The sequence below is a fragment of the Bradyrhizobium cenepequi genome (genome assembly GCF_020329485.1).
Classification (GTDB): domain Bacteria; phylum Pseudomonadota; class Alphaproteobacteria; order Rhizobiales; family Xanthobacteraceae; genus Bradyrhizobium; species Bradyrhizobium cenepequi.
Genome location: NZ_JAGKJI010000003.1, coordinates 72,981 through 91,321 on the forward strand (window position 1 = coordinate 72,981; position 18,341 = coordinate 91,321).

Consider the following 18,341-nt stretch of genomic DNA (forward strand, 5'->3'; position numbering starts at 1 on the left):
CGCTCCGCCCGAGCGATCGACCCAGTTGAATCCGTCCCTGCGGCAAGGGAAAGGAAGCGCATGGACGATGCCATCATAGTTCAGTGCGCAGATTTCGAGATCTTCGTCAGAGGGAGCTATCGAAGCAGATTGCCACTCGGCTGAAACGGAACGCATGGTCGGTCCTCCGTCCGGCTGCGATGGACAAAGATAGCACGAAAGGGCCGGCGTCGAATGTGAACCGGCTCGCATGAATGCAACCAAACCGGGGCTGCGAGGCCTTCAGGAAGATCGTCGCCGGGTTCCATGATCCTCGCAAGCGACCAGGGCTGGCCGACATTCGACTCAATGTTTATTCGGCCGCGCGCGGCAATGGGGCGGCCGACCGCTGAGCTGGAGCCGCCGCTCTGACCTGGCGCGGTGGTCCCATCAAGACCGGTTGGAACAGCACGGCGGCGGCCATTGTGCGCACCAGTGCAAGCGCCATCATCCTGCCCATGCTCGACATGCCCGGTAGTTCGATGACCACATGCTTCCGAACGCCACCCCGGTGGTCATGGCGCTGAAGATCACGGCGCGTGTGAGGCTGGACTGCAGCAGCCCTGTCTGCCCTTCGCGCCAGGCCATGATGTAGTAGATCTTGAAGGCGACGCCGACCCCAAGCAGCAGCGGCAAGGCGATGATGTTTGCAAAGTTCATCGCCGTGCCGGTCAGCGTGCATATCTCCAGCGTGACCGCGCCGGCCAGCAACAATGGACCGAAGGTTGCGCGACGCACTGAAATCCTGTCTTCCGAGGTTCGCATGAGCGTTTCAAATTCGCACGGTACTCGCGGATGTGGTTCAGGCTCCCAGGTACAGACAAAACAGGGGAACGAGAATTCAAACCTAGGTATGATCATTCTCTCGACCGGAAACGATAAAAGTCGGCCCCCGCACGGGCTTGATGAGGATTGACATGGCGGCCAACAGCGGTGGTCCAAAGCAAGGTAGTCTCAAGACGATCAGCACCCGGAGAGGGCAATTCGTGCTCCTTGTGGCGGTCGTTGCGTCGGCGCTGATCTTTATGGTGGATGCGCTGAGCCCGATCGATGGCGCTGTCGCGGTGCTGTACACGGGCGTGGTGCTGACGCTTGCGCCGCTCGGCCGCAGGTTCGTGATTGCCAGCGGCTGTGTCGCGGCCGTGCTCACGACGATTGCATTCCTCGCGGGTCACGGTAGCGATCCCTTGGGCGGGGCCCTGCTGCGCTATATCGTAAGTCTCGTCGCGGTCGCGATCACGGTGCTGCTGTCGCTCAGGGACAGGTCCGCGAGAACTACCTTGGCCGAGCAGGCAAGGATCCTCGAACTCTCGCACGACACCGTCGTCGTTCGAGATCGATCGGACATTATCCGGTACTGGAATGAAGGGGCAGAGAGGCTCTATGGCTGGACACGTGGCGAGGCGCTGGGCAAGCGCTGTGGCGACCTCCTCGCGTCGGTCGTCCCGACAGAGGAAATAAGCGCGTCTCTTGCAAAAAATGGAACCTGGTCGGGAGAAATCATCCGAACGCGACGAGATGGCACACGGCTCATTCTTGCCAGCCGCTGGCTCGAGCGACGAGATCCGGACGGTCAGGCTGTCGGCATCATCGAAACCAGCGCCGATCTGACCGAGAGCCGTCGCGCCCTGGCGGAGAGACGGAGCTCTGAGCAACGTTACAGCACTATCTTCAATTCGGCGGGTTTTGCCGCCTTGGAATGCGACCTGAGCAAGGCCATGCGGCTAATTCTGGATAGCAACGGGCAACGCCAAGAGTGGAGATCGTGGCTATTGTCGAATCCGCGGATTTTGCGCGCGGCGGCAAACGGGATTGGGATTTACAACGCCAACAGCGCCGCGCTCGCGATGTTTGAAGCCGATACGGTCGCCGATCTGACCGACGGCAACGTGGTTCTCGGACAATTGCCGGATTCCGAACCGGCCATCGCGCATGTCTTTGCTTCGCTAGCCGCCGGTTCTTCGCTCGCAGAGATCGAGACGCGGTGTGCCACGCTGCATGGGCGCATCATCGATGCCGTGCTGCGTGTATCCGTTCTGCCAGACGGAGAGGACTGGTCCAGGGTGCTCCTCATGGCCTTCGATGTCACCGAGCGAAATGAAGCTCGGGCGAAGATCGAGCAGACCTCGGTCGAACTCGCTCACGCCGGGCGCGTGGCTCTCCTGGGTCAGCTTGCGGGTTCGATCGTGCATGAGGTCAATCAGCCGCTTGCGGCCATCATCAACTATGGAAAGTCGGGCAAGCGCTGGCTTACTCGGCCGGATCCCGACCTCACGGAAGTGGCCGACTGTCTGGACAAGATCGTCTCAAACGGCAACCGGGCCGCGGAGGTGGTCGGAAGGGTGCGCGCGCTCGCCAAGAAAACCGCGCCGCAGGCAAGCTCCGTCGACATGGGCGCCTTGGTACAGGACGCCGTTTCCCTGCTGGCGCGGGAAGCGCGCGCTGCGGCGGCGACCATCCGCATCGAGGAGGCCAACATCCGGGGCCCCATTGTATGCGACCGCGTGCAGGTGCAGCAGGTCATCGTGAACCTCTTGATGAACGCGCTCCATGCGACGCGGGAAGTCACCGACCGCCCGCACGAGATCCGCGTGAAGATTGATGGCAATGCCGAGAATTTCATCAAAGTGGCGGTCGAGGACAGCGGCACCGGGATCGAGGGCAACCCCGAACGTATCTTTGAACCATTCTTTACTACCAAGTCCGATGGCATGGGTCTTGGACTATCCATTTGCAGGACAATCATAGAAGGGCAGGGAGGGCGTGTTTCGGCGTCCAACAATGATGGATGGGGAGCAACCGTGGGGTTCACGCTCCCGTTAAACATCCCGACGGAGGCGCGCTGGTCGAAACCTAATATCTTGATATGATGGGAAAATGGACAGAATCCGGTCATACCGACGGAAATACCGGGCGATCTGCTCGGAAGGAGCTGTCTAGTGCCACAGGGATCCACGATCTGCATCGTTGACGATGACGATGACGTGCGAGAAAGCATATCGAGCTTCTTTCGCTCGGTAGGTCTGCGTGTGGAGAGTTTTGGCGCGGCCGAGAACTTCCTGGAGTCGTCCTCCGTCGCGAATGTCGACTGCGTCATCACCGATTTGCACATGCCGGGCATGGATGGCCTCGGCCTACACAGAGAATTACGACGCCGGGGGGTCGGCGTCCCCGTGATCGTCATGACGGCCTATTCGACGCCAGAGGCGCGCGCCGAGGCAAAAAGCCTTGGAGCCGCGGCTTTTGTTGACAAACCCGTCGATCCCGAGATTCTGCTCCACGACGTGGAAGCAATCCTGGGCGACCCTTCGCAATCAGGACCTCCCCCGACATTCCAATGACCCGGTCCTACACAGCATGAGTGCGTCACAGAGTTCGATCGGTACTGCTCTCATCTGCGTCGTCGACGACGACACCGACGTGCGCAATTCGCTCAGCAGCCTGCTGCGTGCGGTCGGCTACTCGGTCGACACCTTCGCAGGGCCCGGCGAGTTCCTGGCATCCGAGGCCATCAACTCCGCGTCATGCCTGATTCTGGATATTCGCCTGGGAGAGGCCGACGGGCTCGAATTTCAGCAGGAACTGGTCGAGAGCGATGCCTCCCTTCCGGTAATCCTGATCAGCGGATACGGCGACATACCAATGACCGTCCGCGCCATGAAGGCGGGCGCGATCAATTTCCTTCCAAAGCCGTTCGAGGAGGAAGCGCTTCTCGCGGCCGTCGAAGAGGCCGTTTCCCGCGATCAGCGGCGACGCGCGGAGGCCCGGCGCGACGAAAGCATCCGGCTGCGCTACGATTCGCTTACGCCCCGGGAACGGGAAGTCATGGGTCTTGTCACGGCAGGTCTGATGAACAAGCAGGTCGCCTGGCGCCTGTCACTGAGCGAGATCACGGTGAAAATTCATCGTGGCAACATGATGCGCAAGATGCGGGCCAAATCTCTCGCCGACCTCGTGCGAATGGCCGATTCGCTTGGTGTTCGGCAGGCGTCGGCGGATCAGCAGCCAGCCCGGGATAGCTGACCTCGGCGTCAGCGGTCTTCGATCAGCAAGGCTCCTTCACTGCGCTAAAGGTCGATGCGAACCTGAGTTGCGTCCAGTCCTCTGCTGACAACGCGATCATATCGCCGCTGCAGGACCACCTTCGAGCAGCATCCCGAATCCAGGGAAACCAAGCTGCTTCGGCTTACCTGCGAATTCAGGGAAGGTTGGCGCACGTGGCGTAGCGCAGCGTCGTTCGTGCTCTCGACTCCAAACGAATGAGACGACGTCGGCAGCCACGAGACCAGGAGAACCGCGAGGCGTCTGATAATGAAGTTTTTCAATCGACGGTTCATGATTTCCACGCTCCCGATCGCCGGGTCACTGCGATGTTTTGATGCGGTGTTTTACGAAGGGCGCGAGGTATCGTCGATTATACTGGTTGGTTAGGTCGCGCAGTTGTCGCGGTATTCGCGGCTAACACCAAGGTTTAATGTCCAGATGTAAGGTGTGGCTGCTTGGCGTGGGGTCATGCAATCGAGGAGCCGGCACCGAAAATGCGTAGGGTGGGCTACAGGCAGGCACCATCGCCATGGATCCGTCAGACCAGCTGAGGTCCCTCAGCGGTTCGTTCGTCAGCGCCAAATCGCCTGTATGACGGCAGCCGCGGCTCTGCCGACCTGCCTTCCCTCCACTTCAATGGCGTCTGTCCGACGATACGCTTGAAGACGGTGGTGAAGTGCGCCTGGGTGCTGAACCCAACACTCAGCGCGATGTCGACGATCGATTTGTCGGTCGTCCGCAGCATTTCCTGCGCCGTCGAGACGCGCTGCTTCAGCAGATACTGATGCGGCGTCAGCCCGGTTGCGCGGAAAAACAGCGCGGCAAAATGCATCCGACTCAGGCGGGCAGCAGCGGCCATGTCTGCCAACGTCACCTTCTCGTCGAGATGCTCGGCCACGTACTCCACGACGCGCTTGAGACGCCACTTTGACAGCCCGCCGTCCCGACTGGCCTGCACAGGCGACGCCGGCGTCGTGTCGGCGCTGATCATCCTCGCTACCGTGACCAGCCTGATGGCATCCGCGTAGATTCCTCCAAACTCCGACTGATCTCTCTCCGCTGCGGCGAGCGCTTCGGACAGCCGCCGCACCACCGGATCCTGCTCCATCCGCGCTTTCGACATGTCCCGGATTGCCCTGCTCACGAGGCCGTCAAAGCTCAGCGATACCTCCACATCCCTTCCTACTTCTGCGATATGAAGAGCGCGCTCGGTCTCAGGTGCTCCGGCGTTCGCCGTATGTCTTCCGTTGGCCGGCACAACGCGCACAGAAACGCCAAGATGCTTGAGATCGACGCCAATGACCGTGCTATCCGGCCGCGCTGCCTGCTCTGATGATTGCTGGACTGCGGTCGCTAAGCGCTTGTCCAAAAGCTCGGCTGCAGACATCGATACGGATCGCTCTCTGAGGAATTGCGCGGGATGGCACGACATATCTGGCCTCCTGAAATCTCAAGCTCGACTGGCGTCGACTATCGGATGGCTAACAATATGGACCGCTTTGCCTCACGGTGGTGTCATACATTGGTATGGATCGCGAGAAGTAACGAACAGGTCGTTGGCGAGATGTTCACGAAGACCTGATAACGATGGTGTCGCGGCGATCAAGCGCAATACAGTCATTGAAAAAAAATTGAGCGGTGATGTCGTATAGAAGCATTTTAGCAAAACGCTCATCGACCGATGCCGCAATCACCCGCGCATCATTGGACTTATCGGACAGCGGAGAGAGCTGGGCTTCAGAGAGCTTGGCTCAGAGAGACATAGCTTTGCTCAACGGGAATGAAACCAAACCAGGTTAGGGATTTCCGCTTTGAACGATTCTAAGATCGTAGGGTACAGCGGCCGAAGACGCCATAGGCGCCTGAGCTCGCCGAAAGGAGTGCGTGTCTTCCGCGCGAATCGTGCCTTGGTTCAACGCGGCCACTACCTTGTGATGAACCGTGCTTATCCCAGGCACGTTCAACGATATTTGATGCTGGATGCGCTCGCTGAAATGTGTGCTGTAGCGTGCAATACTGTGCTCTATACCGCGCGGCCAGGGGGCGTCGGGAGAGACGCAATGAGTTTGAATGCCGCAATTGCCGCGGCTAACCGCAACGGTCGGCCTGAACGTAGTGAAGGAGGCGGAGCCAGCGGAAACGGGTCCGACCAACACACACGGTCCGATCAAAACCTGAGTGCGGAGCGCGGCCAACCGACCTGCCTTGTGGTCGAGGACGACCGTACCATGCGGCACCTCGTGATGAACTATCTCGAGGAGCACGACATTCGTGCGCTGTCCGCGTCGGGGCGGGACGAGGTGAACGGCCTGCTGGTCACGCGCGAACCGAATCTCGTCATCCTCGATCTGCGGCTTGGCCAGGAAGATGGTCTCGATCTGCTGCGCGAAATCCGTTCCCACTCGGACGTGCCGGTGATCATCACCACCGGCCACCGCCGCGACGAGATCGATCGCGTGGTCGGCCTGGAACTCGGCGCCGACGATTACATCACCAAGCCGTTCGGCCTGAGAGAGCTATTGGCGCGGATCCGCGCGGTGCTGCGGCGGCGCGAAACCGGTCAGACCGCGCCGCGCGATCCAGAGAAAGGCCGTTATCGGTTCGGCGGCTGGCAACTCGATCGGCGCAGCCGGCGTCTTTCCGATCCGAACGGCACGCAGGTCGCGTTGACGAAGGGCGAATATGCTCTGCTGGTCGCTTTCCTCGACGCGCCGCAACGGCCGCTCTCGCGCGAGCAGCTTCTGCAGGCCACCCGCGTGCACGAGGATGTCTTCGACCGCAGCATCGACGTGCAGGTCTTGCGTCTGCGCCGCAAGCTGGAGGGCGATCCGAGCACGCCGAAGGTCATCCTGACCGAGCGCGGCGTCGGCTATGTCTTCGCGCTGTCGGTCGAACGGCTCTGACGATGGAGAGCCGCGCCATGCGGCGGATAGCCGCAAGCGTTGCCTCGACACCCCTGAGATCCGGGCCCGGAGGGACGGCGGGTTCCATTACAACGGTAGCCCTTAATTCCGGGGCTGGAATGCTGTCGCAACATGCAAGCGGCAATCTCTCGAGGGTGAAAAATCCTCGGGAGATGTCAATGAAGTTGGACAGGAAAAAATTGCCGGCCAGCCGGTGGCCGACCGAACGCCGCGCGAGCACGGCCCGCCGATACCCGATGCGTCCAGTGACGACGCACGCGAGTCCGGTCAGCGAGCGGCCGTCCGTGAATGATGCATTGTGGTGGCCCTCGAGGCTGATGTTGAGAGTCGTGGGAACCTTCGCCGTCTGCAGCGACGTCGCATTCCACAGCGTCATTCTCTCGGTGCTGTCCTGGACGGTAGCCCAGGTGTTGGAGGGTTGCGCCGCCTATGCGCAAGGCATGTATCCTTACCTGCTGGAGCCCGACGAGCCGCGTGGCCACGATTCATCTTCCGCCATCGAGTTGCGAAGCCTCGAAGGCCGAGGCGATGCCGATAATAGCAACATCGCATATCTGGAAAGACGCGGGAGTCGTCCGGGATGATGCGGTTATGGTCGTTGGCCGGATTTCGGCGAAGCCGAGTGAATCTTGCGGCTGCGCATGGGCCTGCCGTGGCGGGAACGTTGCGCGCTCGCCGCTGGCCGCCATGGGCTTGCGCAGCGCTCCTGCTGATTGCCACCGGCGCAGCCACACAAACTATTCCGACTGCTCCAGCTTCGCGCCCAATTCCCATCGCAGATCAAGAACCGATCACGCCCATCCCGGAGCCCCCCGCGGCCGATCCGCTCAAGCTTGCCCTCGGAGAGCGGCTGTTTGCGGACACCCGCCTGTCAAATGACGGGAAGCTGGCGTGCTCCTCTTGTCATGACATTAATACCAATGGCACCGGCCGCGAGTACGCGATGGCGAGACATGACGGTTCAAAAGCTCCATTTGATACGCTGACGATCTTCAACGCGCCGCTCAGCTTCCGCCTGAACTGGGAAGGCAATTTCCGCACGCTCGAGGCGCAGGCCGAATCGTCCCTGGAAAATCCGGCCAATATGGCCACCAGCGTGGAGGACGTCGTCGGCAGGCTGAACGCCGATCCCGAGATCGTGCGACAGTTTCGCGCCGCCTACGGCCGCGCGCCGGACCGGTCGAGCCTCCTCGATGCACTGGCGACCTTTGAAAAATCACTGATCACGCCGGGAAGCCGCTTTGATCGCTGGCTTGCGGGAGAGACGTCCGCATTGTCGGCCGCGGAGCTTCACGGTTACGAAATATTCAAGTCGTTTGGCTGCGTCTCCTGCCACCAGGGAGTCAATGTCGGCGGCAATCTGTTCCAGCGCCAGGGGATATTCCGTCCGCTCGTCCACGCGAAGCCTGATGTCGTCCGCGTGCCGAGCCTGCGCAATGTGGCGACGACGGCGCCCTATTTCCATGACGGCAGCGCCGCCACGCTCCAGGAGACGGTGCGCAAGATGGCGGCAGCGCAGCTCGACCGCAGTTTGACGGATGACCAGGTCTCCGCGCTTGTCGCGTTCCTGCAGACGCTGACCGGAAACTACCGCGGCATACCCGTCAAGGCAGCGCCGCCATGACGCCGATTCGCGCCCTGACGATCGTATTCGCGCTTGTCCTGCTGCTGACCTGGCTGTCGCTGCGCGCCATTAATCCGGAGGCCGAGAGGTTCGATCGCGCGCTTGCCGAGCTTGATCGTTTTGCGATGCTGGATAGCGCGCTCTATCGCGATGTCTTCACTGCGCGCACCGGCGCGTTGCGCAACTATGATCCGCTGGTCCGCGAGGTCAACGCCCTGCACAAATCGCTGGACCGCTTGCGACAGTCGGCGGTGATCGCCGCCGACACGAGCGAGGCGGTAGGCCGCCTCGAGGCATCGCTTGCGCGGCAGGAGGAACTCGTCGAACGATTCAAGAGCGACAATGCGCTCCTGCACAATTCGCTGACGTTCTTCGAGCGCTTCAGCCTTCACGCGACGGCGGCCGATCTCGGGCCTTCGATCAGCGCTGCCGCGGCGGCGATGCTGCAGTTGACCCTCGACACGTCGGACAGCGCGGTGCGCGAGGTCAAGGAACGACTGGACAGCCTCGCCGACCAGGCGCGCCCGTTCGACGGCGATGTCATCGGACCATTGCTGGCGCATGGACGGTTGCTCCAGGGCCTGTTGCCGGCGGTCGATGGCGTGCTGAAGGAGATGCGGGCGATCCAGCCGCGGCTGGAGCAGGAGCAGCTCCGCAGCCTGCTCCTTGTGCGGCAAAACGAGTCCAGAACGATGGCGCGTGAGTTTCGCTGGCTGCTCTACGTGACGTCGCTGGTCCTTGTCGCGTTCCTGGTCCACCTCGGTCTTCGCGTACGTTCGCATGCCAAGGCGCTTGAGCGCCGCGCCACGTTTGAGCATGTGATCGCGGGCATTTCGATGCGCTTCATCGACGTGCTGCCGGAAAATCTTGATGGCGAGATCGAACGGGCGCTCGCCGACTTGATGCTGTGCACCGGGTGCGACCGTACCTATGTGGTGTGGTCCGGAGCTGCCTCGCGGCTGTATGGCTGGTCGAGGGCGGGCAAGGACTTTCCACCCGGCTGGCCGGAAGCCGCGCCGGCACTTGCGGCTCGGTTCACACCCGTCGTGGACGGCGTGGTGCACATCCCAAACGTCAATTCGTTGCCGATCGGCCAAGACAAAAAAGCATTGGCGGATGTGGGCCTCGGGGCATGGGCCTGCGTGACGGGCGTCGACCAGGAGGGCACCACCGTTGGGCTCGGTTTCGATACCATCGGTCGCTCGAGCCGGGTCACGGATGCCGTCGAACTCAGTCTCCTGCGCATGGCGCTCGATATCATCATGTACGCCGTCGGGCGGCACGCGATGGAACGCGAACGCTGGCGTCTTGAGGAGCGCCTGCAGCAGGCGCGCCGCATGGAGCGGATCGGTACGTTCACCAGCGGCATCGCCCATAACTTCAACAACATCCTGGGCGGGATCCTCGGCCACTCCGAGGTGATCGAGGAGCATCTCGGCCAAAACAACCGCTTCGCGCAAAACCTCCGAGCGATTCGCCGCGGCGCTGAGCGGGCGCGCGATCTGGTCGAGCAGATCCTGCTGTTCGGACGCCACCGCGACGCGCGCCGCCGGCCGCTCAGCGCGCATAGCCTCGTGACGGAGGCGGTTTCGCTTTTGAACGTCTCGCTGCCTGCCAACGTCGATCTTGCGATCCGCGAGCCGCTCGCAACCGCCATCGTGTCCGGCGAGCCCGCGCAGTTGCAGCAGGTGATCCTCAACCTCTGCAACAATGCCGCCCAGGCGATCGGCGATCACGGCCGTATTGAAATAGCGATGGATACCCGCGAAGTCACCGAAGTCCGTTCCCTCAGCCACGACACGCTTCCGCCTGGTCGCTATGTTTGCATCGTGGTCACGGATACCGGCCGCGGCATGGACGAGGCGACGCTGGCGCGGATCTTCGAGCCGTTCTTCACCACGCGTTCCTCCGGAAACGGCTTGGGGCTGGCGACTGTGCGCGAGATCGTGCATGAGCATGGCGGGGTGATGAACGTGCAGAGTGTGCCCAGCAAGGGCAGCCGCTTCGAGGTCTGGCTGCCCTGCGTGGCGATGGCCGCGCCGATCTCGGACGTCAAGCCAGCGATGCTGCCGGTGGGAAAGGGCGAGACCGTGCTGATGGTCACCAGCGATCAGGCGCGATTGCTGCGAGACGAGGAAATGCTGGCGGCGATTGGCTACGAACCGGTTGGATTCGGTACCGCCGCCGCAGCCTGCGCCGCATGCAGCGCCAAGCCCGACAGGTTCGATGCGGCGATCGTCGGCTATTTCGGATCGGCGGCGGCATCGGTGGAAGCGGCGGCGGCGCTGCACGCGGCGGCGCCACATCTTCCGATCGTATTGGCGGCGAGATCGACCGAAGAAATCGGAGCCGACACTCTGGTGACCGCCGGCATCAGCGACGTCGTGCATTGGCCGCTTGTCACCTCGGAAGTCGCGGCTGCGCTCAGCAACTGCTCAGCACGCAAGGAGCCGGAAGCAAAACCGCAGGTCCGCTCGTTGCGTGCCGAACCAACGGATCCGCCATCTCTGTCCTCGCGGCTACGGCGTCCAATCGGCCCGCGGCGGCAGCAGCCTCATGCCAAGCCTTAGACCAGCATATCGCGGACCAGCGGCACCACCTTGCGGCCGTAGAGCTCGATGCTGCGCATCAGCCTTTCGTGCGGCAATGGGCCGGCCGAGTATTTGAGCTGGAAGCGCGCGATGCCCAGTGCCTTGACGGTCGCGGCGATCTTTCGTGCGACCGTCTCCGGCGAACCGACATAGAGCGACCCATGCTCGGCCTCGCGCACGAACTCGTCGCGGCCCATCGGTGGCCAGCCGCGCTCCCTGCCAATGCGGTCGCGCATGGCCTTGTAGTCGGCGAACAGTTCCTCGCGCGCCTGCTCATCGCTATCAGCGACATAGCCTGGCGAATGCACGCCGATCGCCTTGACCGGGCGGCCGAGCTGCTTGAAGGCGCGATGGTAAAGTTCGACAGAGGGCGCGAACCGCTTCGGATCGCCGCCGATGATCGCGAGCATCAGCGGCAGGTCATAACGCGCGGCGCGCACCACGGACTCGGGGCTGCCGCCGACGCCGATCCAGGTTTTGAGCCGGCCGTGCTCGATCGGCGGAAACACCGGCTGGCTGTTCAGCGGCGCGCGCAGCTTGCCCTGCCAGGTCACCGGCTCCTGCTTCAACAGTTCGGCGAACAGGCCGAGCTTCTCCTCGAACAGTGCTTCGTACTGGTTGAGGTCGAAGCCGAACAGGGGAAAGGATTCGGTGAACGAGCCGCGGCCGAGGATCACCTCGGCCCGGCCGTTCGAGGCCGCATCGACGGTGGCGAAGCGCTGGAAGACGCGGATCGGATCGTCCGAGCTCAACACCGTCACGGAGGAGCCAAGCCGGATTTGCCTGGTGCGCGCCGCGATCGCCGCCAGCACCACTTCGGGCGCGGAGATCGCGAAATCGGCGCGATGGTGCTCGCCGAGGCCGATGAAATCGATCCCGATTTCGTCGGCCAGGACCGCTTCATCAATGACGTTGCGAATCACCTGAGCATGCGGCAGCGGTGCGCCGGCGGCGTCACGGGTGACGTCGCCAAAGGTATCGAGCCCAAATTCCAGCGATGTAGTCATTTGTCATTTCCGGTCTGGCACGGCTTAGCGCAGCGCCTTGAGAGCTTCCAAGCTTTAGCGGGGGGAGGGCCGGCCCGGACAGGCAGGCATCGGCTGGATACACCGCGACATAATGACTAGTCAGTGTCTGGCAAGGTCAGGTCACGAAACGATTGGTTTCCTGCATTTTGCCCAATTTAATTTCAGCGCTCACCGTCCGAAGGCTCCCCTGGGCAGGAACCCGATTTGCGCCGGAGCGTTTCAACCGACCGGTGGGAGTCGACGAACGTTCGGATGGAAAAGGTGCAATCGGCCGAAACGATATTGCTGCTCCGCAGCCCAGCCGTGCTCGTTCCAGGCGACACCATCTGGAGAAAATGCAACGCCGGTCGTGTCGCCGTCTTGAACGACGCAGCGGAGTATTTTGGCGCCCTGCGCGAGGCGCTGGTGCTCGCTGAGCGACAGGTCTTCATCGTCGGATGGGACATTCACTCCGAGACCCCGCTTGTCGGGCCATCCGGCATGGCCGACGATGGCTTGCCCGATGCGCTTGGTCCATTCCTCAAGGCTCTGGTCGAGCGGAGGGACACCCTCGATATCAACGTCCTGGTCTGGGATTTTGCGGCGCTTTATGCGCGCGAGCGGGAGCGCCATTCGGCCAGGAAATTGGCCAGCCCCACCGACCGCATCCGCGTCTGCCTGGATTCCAGCCTGCCGCTCGGCTCGGCGCAGCACCAGAAATTCGTCGTGATCGACAATTCGGTTGCTTTCGTCGGTGGGCTCGACCTCACGATCAGGCGCTGGGACACATCCGAACATGCGCTGCATCATTCCTTTCGCAAGGATCCCGCCGGTGTTGCCTATCCCCCCTTTCACGACGTGCAGTGCATGGTCGATGGCGACGCGGCAAGAGCGCTTGGCGAGCTTGCGATCAGGCGCTGGGAGGCGGCGGGCCGCCACGCGATGCCGATCACGGTCAGCGATGCGGAGCGATGGCCGGGCTCGGTCGCGCCGCAAGCCAAAAATATTCCGCTCGGCATCGCGCGGACAGAGCTCGGAACAAGATTTGCGCCTCCCGTGCACGAGGTCGAGCGGCTGTTTTACGCGTCGATCGCCGCGGCAAGGAAGCTGATCTACATCGAGAACCAGTTCACCAGCTCCGCCGAGATCGCCGAGGCGCTCGCGAGCCGCATGCGCGAGGTACCGGACCTGCGCGTCTTGGTCGTCACTCCCAAGCGACACGCATCATGGCTGGAGTCGCGGACCATGCAAAGCGGTCGCGGAGACTTTGTCGGTCCGTTTCATCGCGCCGAAGTCGCCTCGCGCCTTCGCATGCTCTACCCGCTGACACGAGACGGCGACGATGCTGTTCCCGTCATGGTTCACAGCAAGCTCATGACGATCGATGACGAATTGCTGCGGATCGGCTCGTCCAACATCAACAATCGCTCGATGGGAGCGGATACCGAATGCGACGTGTGCTTCGAGGCCGCCAATGACGAGCATCGCCGGTTCATTCGCGGTGTCCGTCATCGCCTGTTGGCACATCACTGCGGGTTAAGCGAAGGCACGATCGAAGTTACCGAAGAATGCCTGCTTGAATTCCTCGATGCGCATGCGGCATCTCGCGCCGAGAAGGTGCTGCTTCCAGTGGATCTGGAGGATGCCCGGTTCGGTCCCTTCACCGAAATCCTGCAGCCGATCGCCGATCCGAAGGAGCCACTCGATCTGCGGCGCGCGGCGGACCGAACGTGGACGGCAAGGACCATGGCAGTCGTCCTGGGGATCATCGCGTCGCTTGCGCTGCTGACGCTGGCCTGGCGTTACACGTTCCTCAGCAGCTATACGGATGTTGGCTACGTAGCGGGCTTGATCGGAAAATACGCGCAGTCGCCGCTCGGCCCTCCGGCGGCCGTTCTTGCGTTTGTCGTCGGTGGTCTCGTGATCTTTCCCGTCGTCGTCTTGATCGCCGCGACCGCCGCCGCGTTTGGGCCCATAAAGGGATTTATCGCGGCTTCCGTCGGCGTGCTGTCGAGCGCCACGTTGCTGTTCTTCATCGGGCGCTTTCTCGGTCAAGACCGCCTGCAATCGATGCTGGGACGCCGCGCCCTGCGCGTCCAGGAACGCATCATCGGCAAGGGCGTGCTCGCGATCGCGATGATCCGCATGGTGCCGGTGGCGCCATTCTCCGTGGTTAATATGCTGGCGGGCGCCAGCCGTCTCAGGTTGACCGATTTCCTGATCGGAACCGCGCTCGGGATGGCGCCGGGAATCATCGCGATGGCCGCGCTCGGTGCACAGATTGCCGACTTTGCGAGGCATGCCTCCTGGTGGAGCGCGCTGCAGCTTGGATTGATCATCGCGATCTGGATTCCGCTCTGCCTGGGGGCGCAGTTCGTCGTCACTTGGTTCGCCGGACGACGCAGATGACTGACGTGATCCGGGTGATGACGTGGAACGTGCATGGCACGTTCAACCTGAACAGCAGGTTCGATCTGGATGGCGTCTGCTCGATCTTGCGAAAATGGTCGCCCGATATCGTGGCCCTGCAGGAGATCGATTCGCGCGGTGCGACCGAGGATCCCTTTCAGCGGCTCGTCGGCGTCATCGGCGCGCATCGCGTGGAAGCGCGTTCGATCGTCACCGAGGATGGCGACTATGGCCAGGTCCTGCTGAGCCGCTATCCCTTCATCGGCGCCCCCATCATCACCGACGTATCCTACCAGGAGCGCGAGCCGCGGCGTGCGATCTCTGCGATGGTCGACACGCCTCTCGGTCACGTGTCGGTCGTTGCGACGCATCTTGGACTGAGCATTCATGAGAGGCATGCCCAGGCGCTGGCACTGGCTGATCTCGCCAGGGGCCCGCGAACCATCGTGCTCGGCGATTTCAATGACTGGTTCTGGGTGAAGTCGGTGCGGCGCGTGCTGGTCCGATGCTGTCCGGTGCGGACACGGCTGCGAACCTTTCCGTCGCGCCTGCCGATCCTTCGTCTCGATCGCATCTATGTCGATCGTGGCGGCGATATCCTCAAATCCTGGACCGATCGCGAAGCGAGGCTTTACTCGGATCATCTTCCCGTCGTGGCGGACATCGTATTCGGTGGGTAGGCGCGTGATTCCGGGTTCCCTTTACCGCTCCCGCTTGTGGGCGAGAATGCACTGTCAGTGAGCGCCGCCGGCGGTGGCGCCCTTTGGCTTGCCGGTCAAGAGGATCGCGATGCCGGCGAGCACGAGAATGAAGCCCAGCACGGCGAATGTATCGCTATATCCCAACACCAGCGCCTGGCGCTTGACGATGTTGCCGAGCGCGATGATGGCCTGGTGTCGCGCGGCGGCTGGATCGGCCATGCCATGGGCCATGAAGTAGTTCGTCATCTCGGCGATGCGCTCGCGCACCACGTCGCGGCCGAGATCAACCGACTGGCCGATGATGTTGGAGTGGAACTGCTCGCGCTTGGTGGCGATGGTCGCAAGCAGCGCGGTGCCGATCGCGCCGCCGAGATTGCGCATCATGTTGGAGATGCCGGAGGCCGCCGCGGCATCCTGCGGCGCCACGCTGCCGAGGCTTACAGCGCTGAGCGGCGCCAGCATCAAAGCCTGGCCGATGGCGCGCACGATGTTGGGAACGAAGAGCTGGTCGCCGGCATAGTTGAGCGACATCTGGGTGTTCATGAAGCAGCTTGCCGCGAACAGCGCCATCCCGACGAAGGCGATATAACGGGCGTCGAAGCGCTGCATCAGTTTCGGCACCAGCGGGATCAGGATCAGCTGCGGCAGGCCGGTCCACGCCAGCACCTGGCCGATCTGCTCGGCGTTGTAGAGTTGGACCTGGCCGAGATAGGCCGGCAGCAGATAGACGGAGCCGAACAGCGCAAAGCCGACGAATACCGCTGATATCGTGCCGAAGCCGAAGCTGCGCTGGGCGAGCAGCCGCAGCCGGATCAGCGGCTTCTCCACCACGAGTTCGATGATCACGAACAGCGACAGGCTGATGGCGGCGACAATAGCAAGCTTCACGATGCAGGGCGAGCCGAACCAGTCGTCCTTGTTGCCTTCCTCCAGCACCGTCTGCAGTGCCGAGAGGCCGATCGCCATGGTCGCGATCCCGAGCCAGTCGCCCTCGCGCAGCAGCCCGAGCTGCATCGGCTGCCGCTCCAGCGTGAAATAGAGCATGGTCACCATGATTGCGGTCGGCACCACATTGACGAAAAAGATGGTCTGCCAGCCGTAGTTCTCGGTGAGATAGCCGCCGATGGTCGGTCCGATCGCCGGCGCAAAGGTGACGGCGATCGAGAACATCGCGAGCCCGATCGGCTGTTGCACCTTGGGCAGCTTGGTGAACACCAGCGTGAACGCCATCGGGATCAGGACGCCGCCGAAAAAGCCCTGCAACGCGCGCATCGCGATCATCGACGGCAGGTCATGGGTGAAGGCGCAGGCGATCGAGAAGATCGCAAACAGCGTCGCATGGCCGATCATGATGTTGCGGAACGAGAACACGCGGCTGAGATAGTCGGTGAGCGGAATCACCACGATCTCGCCGATCAGGTACGACGTCGAGATCCAGGAGCCGTTGTCGACCCCGGTGCCGATGCCGCCCTCGATGTTGAGCAGCGAGGCGTTGGTGATCTGGATGTTGAGGATCGCCATGAAGGCACCGATCATGGCGGCGAACACGGAGACCCAGACGGTGGCGCTGGCGCGATCCGCATTGACAGGGGCCGCACGCGGCAGGGGTGCTGTAGCCGATAGTGTAAGGTCCGACATGGCGTCACCTCCGGGCAATCGAAGTCGCGGGCTTCGGTGTTGCGACCGGCTGCTGGACGGCGTCGCCGCGCGACTGCGTGTCGATCGTCGGGATCACCGACATGCCCGGGCGCAGTGCGACGGTGGTCTGGTCGAGGACGATCTTCACGGGGATGCGCTGCACCACCTTGGTGAAATTGCCGGTGGCGTTATCGGGCGGCAGCAAGGCGAATTCCTGGCCGCTGGCCGGCGCGAGTGAATCGACGTGGCCGTGCACGATTTGGCCGGGGAACATGTCGACGGAGATATCGGCCTTCTGCCCCTTGCGGACGAAGGTCAGCTGGGTCTCCTTGAAATTCGCCACCACATAGGCGCCGGTCGCGGGCACCAGCGACATCAATTGCGTGCCGGCCTGCACGAATTGCCCGACGCGCAGCGTGCGGTTGCCGACCACGCCGTCGATCGGCGCTGTAATCGTGGTGTAGCCGAGGTTCAGCTCGGCCTGTTGTTCGATCGCCTCGGCACGTGCGGTCGCCGCCACGGCTTGCGCGATCTCCGCTTTCAGTAGTTCGACCTGTTTTCGCGAAGAAGCGAGGTTGGCGATGTCGCGCTGCACCGCGGCTTGCGCGCTGGTGTGGCGCGATTGCGCCTGTTGCGCGTTCTGCACGCTGCCATAGCCCGTGGTGGCGAGGTCGGTGTAGCGCTTGTTCTCCTGCGCAGCGAAGGTCTGCGTTGCAGTGTCGACGTCGAGCGTCGCCTTCGCAGCCTCGATCACCGCCTGCTGAACATCGAGCTGCGCGCGCTTGCCGGCAACCGCAGCACGGGCTGCTTCGACGTCGGCCTTGGCCTGGTTCAGCGCCACTTTGAAATCGCGCTCGTCGATCCGCGCCAGCACCTGGCCGGCCTTCACGCGCTCATTGTCGCCGACCAGCACCGCGCTGAGATAGCCCGAGACCTTCGGCGCGATCGTGGTGTTATCGGCTTTGACATACGCGTCGTCGGTGGAGACGAGGAAACGGCCGACAGTCCAGTAATCCCAGCCATACCAGGCGGCGCCCGATAGCGCGGCGATGGCGAGGCCGGCAAAAGCGACCAGCCGCAGCTTGCCCTTGATCGAGGCCGACGCACTCGGGGCGGGGATGACTGGCTCGGGCGTCGGTGCCAGCCGCTGCACCTCGGCAGCCGATATCGGGCGCTCGATCTCCAGAATCGGGGAATGCTGGTTCATGACGGCCCTCCAGATTTTTTATCCCCCTGCCAAGACTGGACAATTTCCGTCAGACGGGCGTGGGATAATTAGGAAACTTGATGTTTTCCAAAATAGGCGCCATATTGGGTCTGTCAATGGAATGACAGTCGTCATATTAAAGCATGGCTCAGCGGCATGATGGTTACGACAAAGCAGG

13 protein-coding genes and 1 pseudogene are annotated in these 18,341 nt (G+C 62.5%); 9 read left to right on the top strand and 5 right to left on the bottom strand.

Going from position 1 to position 18,341, the window contains the following annotated elements; genetic code table 11:
- Positions 1-331: 331 nt before the first annotated feature.
- A pseudogene (locus tag J6497_RS05825) lies at positions 332-744 on the bottom strand (MMPL family transporter); the annotation flags it as partial.
- A 191-nt stretch (positions 745-935) separates the two neighbouring features.
- On the opposite strand from J6497_RS05825, the gene J6497_RS05830 reads away from it, so the two are divergent.
- From J6497_RS05830 to J6497_RS05840, 3 genes are all read left to right on the top strand, one after another.
- Positions 936-2,888, top strand: a complete 1,953-nt coding sequence (locus J6497_RS05830) for a PAS domain-containing sensor histidine kinase (protein WP_225703295.1) — start codon at positions 936-938, stop codon at positions 2,886-2,888.
- Between the two features lie 69 nt (positions 2,889-2,957).
- On the top strand, positions 2,958-3,359 hold the full coding sequence (locus J6497_RS05835) for a response regulator transcription factor (protein WP_225703296.1): 402 nt from the start codon (positions 2,958-2,960) through the stop codon (positions 3,357-3,359).
- A gap of 16 nt (positions 3,360-3,375) precedes the next feature.
- Positions 3,376-4,041: a response regulator transcription factor gene (locus J6497_RS05840; protein ID WP_225703514.1), complete on the top strand. Its 666-nt coding sequence runs from the start codon at positions 3,376-3,378 to the stop codon at positions 4,039-4,041.
- A gap of 559 nt (positions 4,042-4,600) precedes the next feature.
- On the opposite strand, the gene J6497_RS05845 is transcribed toward J6497_RS05840, so the two are convergent.
- A complete protein-coding gene (locus J6497_RS05845; RefSeq protein ID WP_225703297.1) occupies positions 4,601-5,449 on the bottom strand; it encodes a helix-turn-helix domain-containing protein in 849 nt (282 codons plus the stop codon).
- Between the two features lie 673 nt (positions 5,450-6,122).
- On the opposite strand from J6497_RS05845, the gene J6497_RS05850 reads away from it, so the two are divergent.
- The 4 genes from J6497_RS05850 to J6497_RS05865 all read left to right on the top strand — a co-directional run bounded on the left by J6497_RS05850 (position 6,123) and on the right by J6497_RS05865 (position 11,180).
- The gene (locus J6497_RS05850; RefSeq protein ID WP_376708168.1) at positions 6,123-6,965 is read left to right on the top strand and encodes a response regulator; all 843 of its coding nucleotides are present in this window, start codon (positions 6,123-6,125) and stop codon (positions 6,963-6,965) included.
- A 350-nt stretch (positions 6,966-7,315) separates the two neighbouring features.
- Positions 7,316-7,570 (top strand): hypothetical protein, encoded by a 255-nt coding sequence (locus J6497_RS05855; protein WP_225703298.1) that lies wholly within the window; start codon positions 7,316-7,318, stop codon positions 7,568-7,570.
- Positions 7,571-7,785: 215 nt separating this feature from the next.
- The gene (locus tag J6497_RS05860) at positions 7,786-8,610 is read left to right on the top strand and encodes a cytochrome-c peroxidase (protein ID WP_225703516.1); all 825 of its coding nucleotides are present in this window, start codon (positions 7,786-7,788) and stop codon (positions 8,608-8,610) included.
- Complete coding sequence (locus J6497_RS05865) at positions 8,607-11,180, top strand: two-component system VirA-like sensor kinase (RefSeq protein WP_225703299.1); 2,574 nt, start codon at positions 8,607-8,609, stop codon at positions 11,178-11,180. The genes J6497_RS05860 and J6497_RS05865 overlap by 4 nt, the downstream gene beginning before the upstream one ends.
- Here J6497_RS05865 and J6497_RS05870 read toward each other — a convergent pair.
- On the bottom strand, positions 11,177-12,208 hold the full coding sequence (locus J6497_RS05870; protein WP_225703300.1) for an LLM class flavin-dependent oxidoreductase: 1,032 nt from the start codon (positions 12,206-12,208) through the stop codon (positions 11,177-11,179). The two genes, J6497_RS05865 and J6497_RS05870, sit on opposite strands and share 4 nt — an antisense overlap.
- Before the next feature lie 273 nt (positions 12,209-12,481).
- On the opposite strand from J6497_RS05870, the gene J6497_RS05875 reads away from it, so the two are divergent.
- The gene (locus tag J6497_RS05875; RefSeq protein WP_225703301.1) at positions 12,482-14,617 is read left to right on the top strand and encodes a VTT domain-containing protein; all 2,136 of its coding nucleotides are present in this window, start codon (positions 12,482-12,484) and stop codon (positions 14,615-14,617) included.
- Positions 14,614-15,297 (top strand): endonuclease/exonuclease/phosphatase family protein, encoded by a 684-nt coding sequence (locus J6497_RS05880; RefSeq protein ID WP_225703302.1) that lies wholly within the window; start codon positions 14,614-14,616, stop codon positions 15,295-15,297. The genes J6497_RS05875 and J6497_RS05880 overlap by 4 nt, the downstream gene beginning before the upstream one ends.
- 54 nt (positions 15,298-15,351) lie before the next feature.
- On the opposite strand, the gene J6497_RS05885 is transcribed toward J6497_RS05880, so the two are convergent.
- Together J6497_RS05885 and J6497_RS05890 are read right to left on the bottom strand one after the other, a co-directional pair.
- Positions 15,352-16,956 carry a DHA2 family efflux MFS transporter permease subunit gene (locus J6497_RS05885; protein ID WP_225703303.1) on the bottom strand — a complete coding sequence of 535 codons (1,605 nt, stop codon included), beginning with the start codon at positions 16,954-16,956 and terminating at the stop codon, positions 15,352-15,354.
- Positions 16,957-16,960: 4 nt separating this feature from the next.
- On the bottom strand, positions 16,961-18,163 hold the full coding sequence (locus J6497_RS05890; RefSeq protein WP_225703304.1) for an HlyD family secretion protein: 1,203 nt from the start codon (positions 18,161-18,163) through the stop codon (positions 16,961-16,963).
- Between the last annotated feature and the right edge of the window lie 178 nt (positions 18,164-18,341).